This window comes from Marivivens donghaensis (assembly GCF_011806565.1).
Taxonomy (GTDB): domain Bacteria; phylum Pseudomonadota; class Alphaproteobacteria; order Rhodobacterales; family Rhodobacteraceae; genus Marivivens; species Marivivens donghaensis_A.
This window is the reverse complement of sequence record NZ_JAATOP010000019.1, coordinates 1-7351: the sequence shown is the minus strand read 5'-3', so window position 1 is coordinate 7351 and position 7351 is coordinate 1. Positions and strand designations below refer to the sequence as shown.

6 protein-coding genes are annotated in these 7351 nt (G+C 42.7%); all 6 read left to right on the top strand.

Going from position 1 to position 7351, the window contains the following annotated elements; all coding sequences use genetic code 11:
• Positions 1-163: 163 nt before the first annotated feature.
• Positions 164-1276 (top strand): glycosyltransferase family 4 protein, encoded by a 1113-nt coding sequence (locus HCZ30_RS16425; protein ID WP_167639397.1) that lies wholly within the window; start codon positions 164-166, stop codon positions 1274-1276.
• A 220-nt stretch (positions 1277-1496) separates the two neighbouring features.
• On the top strand, positions 1497-2174 hold the full coding sequence (locus tag HCZ30_RS16420) for a sulfotransferase domain-containing protein (protein WP_167639396.1): 678 nt from the start codon (positions 1497-1499) through the stop codon (positions 2172-2174).
• The gene (locus HCZ30_RS16415) at positions 2167-3273 is read left to right on the top strand and encodes a glycosyltransferase (protein WP_167639395.1); all 1107 of its coding nucleotides are present in this window, start codon (positions 2167-2169) and stop codon (positions 3271-3273) included. Before HCZ30_RS16420 ends, HCZ30_RS16415 begins: the two co-directional genes overlap by 8 nt.
• Positions 3274-3283: 10 nt before the next feature.
• Positions 3284-3991: a hypothetical protein gene (locus tag HCZ30_RS16410; protein WP_167639394.1), complete on the top strand. Its 708-nt coding sequence runs from the start codon at positions 3284-3286 to the stop codon at positions 3989-3991.
• Between the two features lie 18 nt (positions 3992-4009).
• Complete coding sequence (locus HCZ30_RS16405; protein WP_167639393.1) at positions 4010-5575, top strand: oligosaccharide flippase family protein; 1566 nt, start codon at positions 4010-4012, stop codon at positions 5573-5575.
• Between the two features lie 110 nt (positions 5576-5685).
• Positions 5686-7074 carry an O-antigen polysaccharide polymerase Wzy family protein gene (locus HCZ30_RS16400; RefSeq protein ID WP_217703071.1) on the top strand — a complete coding sequence of 463 codons (1389 nt, stop codon included), beginning with the start codon at positions 5686-5688 and terminating at the stop codon, positions 7072-7074.
• Positions 7075-7351 lie beyond the last annotated feature (277 nt).

The window sequence follows — 7351 nt, the reverse complement described above, 5'->3', positions numbered from 1 at the left end:
CTGATGGACGTCAGCCGCCTCGCCGATATGGGCTGGCGCGCCAGCGTCGATCTGCGCAACGGGCTGGAAGAGACCTATCAGTGGTATCTCAAAACCGGCGATACCGCGCGGCATTGATGGGAATATTCAATTTGGCCCCAAAAATGCGAGAAAGATTTTAAAAATGAAAACGACGATATTAATTATCGGCCCGTTCCCCCCCCCCTTGAATGGCGCCGCCAAGAACACCAAAAAAATATCAAGTCAGATAGCGGAGGAAAACACTAAGGTAATAGAGCTCAATACCCAAAACACCAGCGGCTCTGCACATTCACGGAGCATGATTTATCATGCAAAGAGACTAGTCACAACAGTTCAAAATGTTAAATCTATTATTCGCTATAGGGACGAAATAAAATCTATCTATATTGTACCTGATGGAGGTTTAGGCATCCTCTACAATTTAATATATGCACTACTAATCCGTATTTTTACCATCGCGCCCATTTGGATCCACCACAGAAATTTAATCAATATAAAAAATGGCAATTTTGCCCTCAAACTCTTCAGTTCGTTATTAAACGAACGTGCAACCCACATAGTCCTAACTGACAGCATGAAAACTATGTTCATTGACAATATTAATGACAGTTCGAAAGTTGAAGTTCTTTCTAATGCCGCCACATGTGATGTCACCGTCGAAATTCCAACCAAAAGGCCCTCACGACCACTTACGATAGGCTACATGAGCAACCTTAACGACGACAAAGGCTTTGATATAATATGTGACGCATTTACTCAATTGGCAGCACATAATTCTAGCATAAATTTCAATATAGCGGGGCCAGCAACTGATGAAAAATCGCAGAAACTTCTTGATCAACTAATTTTAGCACTAGGCGGCAACTTAAATTACTGGGGGTCGATCACAACCAATAAAGAAGATTTCTATCTCAAAAATGACATTTTCGTATTTCCTTCAACATATAGACTTGAAGCTCAACCAAACGTATTGTTTGAAGCGATGGCGACTGGATCATATCTCATATCAACCGACCACGCCTGCATAAGAGATACACTTTCATCGACACACCATCAACTAATCAAACTTGAAGATAGGAAGAATATTGCAATAAATATAGTTGAAGCAATAAAAAATATATCCAAAACTGAAAATTTTGAAGATTGGATTGATACAGTCAGGACAGAGAATAAAGATAATTTCGAAATGCAAATGCTTTCCGCGAAGCTGCATTTGGAGCAGATGGTATCTCAAATTAGAATTGGCATTGCCTAAGAAAGTCATAACATACACCATAACAAACGGGAAAAAATTAGAATTGACAAGCCTCATACGAAAAACGCGTGACTTACTCAGACCCATGGTTACATTCGAACGTGAATATCAAATAAGACGAGCTGTTTGCCGCATCACACCGACATCCTACGAACCAGATAGCCCACCACATTTAATACACTGCTGCGCCTGGAAGACCGGAAGCCAATGGATACGACTAGTGCTTTCAGATCCAAGAATTTATCGCTACACAGGTCTACAACCATATCCCTACGCCACAGTGCGCGATGATCAAGAGTGTGCAAAAAAATATAAAAGATCCAAGAGAACGATACTGCTGGCCTCATATGACAGTTATGAAACCGCAAAGTCACTAGCTGGCAAACCGAACGTTAAAAGCTTCTTCGTGATACGTGACCCAAGGACAATGCTGGTCTCTTGGTATTACTCTACAAGATTTACACATCGACCAACAACTGGTGTCGACGAACATAGATACGCAATGCAGAATATGTCAGATCGAGACGCGTTCATCTATTGCTCCGATGCATTCATCAAAGAATTCGCTCCAATTCTCGATAGTTGGGCGCAACACGCAAACAACTTACCGATTGTTCATTTTGAAGACCTCACAGGCGTAAACAGTAGTCTTATCTGGACCAATCTTTTCGCCGAGCTTGGCTACGCCGTCCCCCAAGAGACGATTCAAAAGGTACTCAAAACCTACTCAATTGAAAACCTTGCACCCAACCCTCACGCCAGAAACGTCGACGATAAATATGCAGCTAAAGGCAAACGCGAATGGCCAACATTCTTGAGTGGATCTGATACGTCGAGTATATATCAGCAGTTAGAAACCTGGATTCAAGCTTTCGGATATACAACACAACATGCTTGAGCCTGAAAACCATATAGCCTTGGCATTTGCAAATTTTGGGACTGGCGGCGCCCAACGCGCAATGACATATCTTGCAAACGAACTGGTTAGGAAGGGCTGGTCTGTTCAAGTACTGGTTTTTCGCGAAGACCCTAAAATCTATGATATAACCAGACATAAAAACTTACAAATTATCGAACTCGGATCTTCACTACACGAACAAATTGTTTCATTAAATCGATGGCAAAAGCAGAATAGTGACATACCAATCCTCGCTACTCAAGAAAATGTAATAAGAGTTTTCCTTCTAGCGGGGAAAATATTTCTACGAAATACGATAGTAATTAGAGAAGCAAATAGAATCGGAGCGACTAGACCAAGCGGCAAGTCCTGGCTATGGGCACCATTTATGAAGTTTCTCTATACTCGGGCTAATGGTTTCATCTCCCTTAGCTCCGCAGTCCAAGAAGACCTGCGCAAATTTACTGACTACCGAGATGTATCGATACCGTTGATAAAAAATGCAATCGATGTAGACACGGTTGAACTCAAAGGGCAAGAAGAGCTAGACCATGAGTGGTTTAGTTGTGAAACAGATGTGCCGGTGGTTATTGGTGTTGGACGGCTGGTTATGCAAAAAGATTTTGCAAACCTGGTATCGGCCGTTGCGTTGGCAAGAAAAACCCGCAGGATCCGACTCTTGCTGCTTGGTACGGGGCAATTAAGAGAACAGCTACTATCACTTGGAAATAAACTGAATTTTGGTGATGACTTCCAAATAATGGAATTTCAGTCCAATCCCTACAAATATATGAAGCGCTCCGACGTATATGTGCTATCTTCAAAGTGGGAAGGTAGTCCAAATACATTGTTGGAAGCAATGGCACTTGGCATGAAAATAGTAGCGTGTGACTGCCCTTCTGGTCCTCGTGAACTTATTACTAACCATAAAATTGGAAAGTTAGTGGATGTTGGTGACGCCGAACAGCTAGCTATTGCTATTCTTCAATCAATTGCGGCAGTTCACGATCCAGAGTATATTATAGAATATACGAAAGCTAAACACGACATAGCCCCATGGGCTGAACAGTATATTGCCGCAATTGGGTGTGCTAAATAGGGGTTTAATCTTGAAAAAGTATATTGCAGACAACCGTAGAAAAATTCAGCTCGCCATTAACTCACAGTTTGGACGCCTTCAGCCCAACATCCTTGCTAATTCTGTTCCAAAATCCGGTACACATCTTCTTAAAGCGATTCTTGAAGGAAATGGCTACAAGTTTGTCGGACATTACAATGACCAAGAATGCGGCCACCTTGATATAAGTCAGGAGAGAAATCGATATTTCTCGACAGCTCACCTGAATACGGCCACGAGCACGAGGGGCACCAGACTGCTTGTTTATCGCGATCCAGCTGACGTAGCATTGTCTATGGCGATTTACCTACGGAATCGATGGTATCATCCGCAGCACAAAAAATTTTCATCTATCCCTCTTGCAGATTGCGTTGATTTGGTTTTCCACGGGACTCAAGGGCTTCGTCCTCTTTGGGAAACCTACGAAAATAAGTTTAAATGGGCCAATAGCGTCGATGCTATTGGATTCGATTTTTCATTTTTGAAGTCTGAACCTGATAAAATCTTCAGAGTAATTGGGGACAATGACGTAGATCTATTTGCGATCAATCGATCCATCAATCGTTGGAATCCCACTAAACGATCCAAAAGGGATCCGCACGAAGACGAATTGAAGAGAGAGGCACAAAAATCTCAAAAGTCTTCCGTTATCAAGTGTTTCGACATTTACAAAAAAATGACTGATCGCTTGTCAGCTTAATTTATCGGCTAGAAATTGATGGACAGAAACGCAAAATCCGCTCGCGATGTAGCTTCTATAATAATAAGCTCATCCCTTTCTATAACTGCAAGAATTATCACACTCGCCGTGCTAGCTCGACTATTGCAGCCCGATGATTTTGGTTTAGTAGCTTTCTCAATCGCAGTTCAAACTCTGTTCTCACTTGTTGCCCAGCTGGATATTCGCGATTCTCTCATTCAGCTTAAATCTATTAACGTTAAACATATTAAATTATCTTTTTCAATTCTGCTGGTTTCAAGTCTATTTTGGTATGGAATCTTATACTTAAGTTCAAATGAGATTGCCAAAACAGTCAATATGAATGACCTACCAAAAAACCTGAAATTGGCGGGACTGTTAATCATTCTCGATGCTGTCCTCGTACCCATCGAAGCGCTGCTCATTAGGTCGGGGCACATTAGAGAAATTGCCAAAAACAATTCACATTCATATATTTTCGGCTTCATGGTCACTGGATGCGTGGCCGCTTCAATTTACCCGCATTCGTTAGCTCTTGTCCTGGCTTGGCTTGCGATGGGCATATTCAGGCTAGGATCTGGCATCGTCGCAATCTTTCGTAATTTCCAATCTGTAAGATCGTCAATGATAGATATTGAGCAAAGTTCTTATGAATCTGCTTCGGACATTTTAAGATTTGCTATTTTGGGAACTGGAAATAGATTTTTGACGACCTCTGCTAAGCAAGTTGACACTCTCATAGTCGGATCATTACTCGGAAGTGTGCCACTCGGGCTTTACTCTCGCGCCTATGCTCTTGCAATAACACCGGTCAACACGCTGCTCGTTCTAGTCGGCCGTTCAGTTATTTTTCCGCGACTTTCACGACTACAACAGTCACCATCTGACTTTGATTACTTTGTATCGCGCGCGTTAACTATGTCTGCATATCTTATGCTACCGCTGACTGCCTATCTCGCAGTCTGCGCAAAAGATGTAATTGGATTACTTTTCGGCCCTGGTTGGGGCGCCACTATATTTCCATTTCAGTGTCTTCTAGTTGGTCTCTCAATATCATTCTTCCAAAACACTTTGAGTGCTGTAGGCCGAGCACTCGCGCGTCAGTCAACCCTACTTCGGCTTAATGCTCTTTGCACATCTCTCATAGCGGCATGCGTATACCTTGGATCTTTAATCTCTCAAATCGATGGTGCATCTATAGGTTTTCTAGTCGCTTCGGTACTAAACTCCATTATATCGGCATCGGTTTTATCAAATATAACTTCAATGTCGTCTCTTGATATCATAGGTTCAGTGCGACGTCCGGCAACGCTCGGATTGTTAACAGCTTTGATCGTGTATACTTGTAGAGAAATATTAACTTTATTTCATTTTAATAATTTATTTACATTGATAATTATCCCATTTTTTCTTTTGGCGCTTTATTCTTCGGCAGTTTTGTTGCTCCCACGTAAAATACTAGACACATGGGAGCGAAATGTATTAATCAGAACATTACTTCCTGCGGAGAAAATCTTGATATTCAAGTTTTTGCTAGATCGACTTCGCTCAAGCGACGGCAACACGAGCAACAGTCACTTTTGATTGTCGCTTTATTATTCAAAATGCAGTTTCAAAAAAATCCCAATACGTCGCGACTGAACCTGTCGTTTTCTCGTCCAGTTTAGCTTGCCTTTATGGGTAGATTCTAATTTATGCACGCCTCCATTAAAACTTCTCGAGCGACGCTAGCCCTACTACTGATGCTGCTATTCGCATTCACACCGGACGGCTTTAGTCCGGCGCTTGCTTTCTTAAGCATAGTCGTAACCGTTGAAATTATAATACGCACCGCAAGAAATCCCGTCTCACTACACGAAAATATTTCCACCCAATTCCATGGCGAATTTTTGTTTTATATATTTTCATACGTCATTTTGCTGTACCCCTATCATTTAGCTCTATTCGGAGCAATTGACTTATCTCAGCAGTCAAAATTTCGCTATAGTTTTCCTGAGATGAGCAACAAGGCAATTATCGCATCAACCATATTTTTCGTGGGGTTCGACATCGGCACCAGTTCAGTTTTTCGAGCTCGCGATATGCCCCGACTCGGGCAATTTCAACCTGCACCAATCTTATCGACTATGTTGCTCTTTCTGCAGGTCGTCAGTATAATTGTATTTTTGGGTCTTGGAGGTGATCGATGGATTTTCGGTAGTTATAGTCGCCTAGACCAGGTTTCATCAGCAACTGTAAATCAGTTCTTCTTCTTAGCTACTCTTTTAACCATGATGGCTTTTGCTTCTTTTATTGCGGGCTTTAAGCTTCGCTGCAATAACTCATTTAGTTGGGTTAGTGCGGGTGTCGGTGCAATCTGGATTTTAGCTGTATTTTTAATCGGTGATCGAAATTCACTTTTCCTTATACTAATTTCTATTATCACTTCTTTGAGTTTATTCTATATTCGGGTCAGGATTACTAGCCTTGCTATCCTGGCTACCATTGCCTTTACAGCATATAGTGGATTTGAAGTGGCTCGTAAGTCTGAAGATAAATCAATCTCAGGCATGATTTCCGAAATTTTTGATCCGAACAATCAAACTAGTATCGCGGATTCCTCCCTCGCAAACACAACCACTTCGACAAGGGCGGCGTTTTATTATGTTCCTGATACAATTGGTTATAGCTATGGGCAGCTCACAACCAATGCTATATTAGGAATTGTGCCAAAGTTGCGCTCGCTGGTTGTCAAGTCTAATGCTGGGCCAACTCGCAGTGCTGAGATCCTGACTGACGCGATTCTTGGGAAGAATACCAGCTGGGGTCTTGGAACTAGCATCCTTGCCGATTTGTATATGGATCTTGGCATCTTCTATGTTCTTTTTGCTAGCTATGTCCTTGGTTGTGTCTGGGCTTGGATTAGGTTTCGACTTGCGAGCGCTCCGAACGATCACGATGCAATCGTTCTATTTGTCGTTGCTACGGCCTTTTTCGCCGAACTCGCTCGTTATGGCATTGCGTTTGTAATTCGTCCTATTGTCTGGACATATTTTATTTTGTCGCTATCACGCTTCATATCAAGGTTCTTGCACAAAGTTTGACTTGCCAACATTATCGCGGCGCTGGTCCACCAGTTCTATTGGAAGGACAACCTGCTGGCCCGCATGAAGTAAGCCCACAGCCCCCTGATAACGCAAAAACGCCCCGCTCGATTGAGCGGGGCGTTTTCGTTTGTCGCGGGTCTCTGGCTTACTTGCCGGCGATGAGGCCCATGCTTTCGAGCTTGAGCAGGACCTGGTGGGCGCAGTTGTCGACGTCGACGTTCTCGGTTTCGACGACGATCTCGGCGTTGACCGGAGTTTCGTACGGATCCGAGAT

What these genes read in the sequence shown, in the direction of transcription:
- HCZ30_RS16415 (WP_167639395.1), top strand. Translation starts at nt 2,167, where the DNA reads ATGCTTGAGCCTGAAAACCATATAGCCTTGGCATTTGCAAATTTTGGG.
- HCZ30_RS16405 (WP_167639393.1), top strand. Translation starts at nt 4,010, where the DNA reads ATGGACAGAAACGCAAAATCCGCTCGCGATGTAGCTTCTATAATAATA.
- HCZ30_RS16425 (WP_167639397.1), top strand. Translation starts at nt 164, where the DNA reads ATGAAAACGACGATATTAATTATCGGCCCGTTCCCCCCCCCCTTGAAT.
- HCZ30_RS16400 (WP_217703071.1), top strand. Translation starts at nt 5,686, where the DNA reads ATGCACGCCTCCATTAAAACTTCTCGAGCGACGCTAGCCCTACTACTG.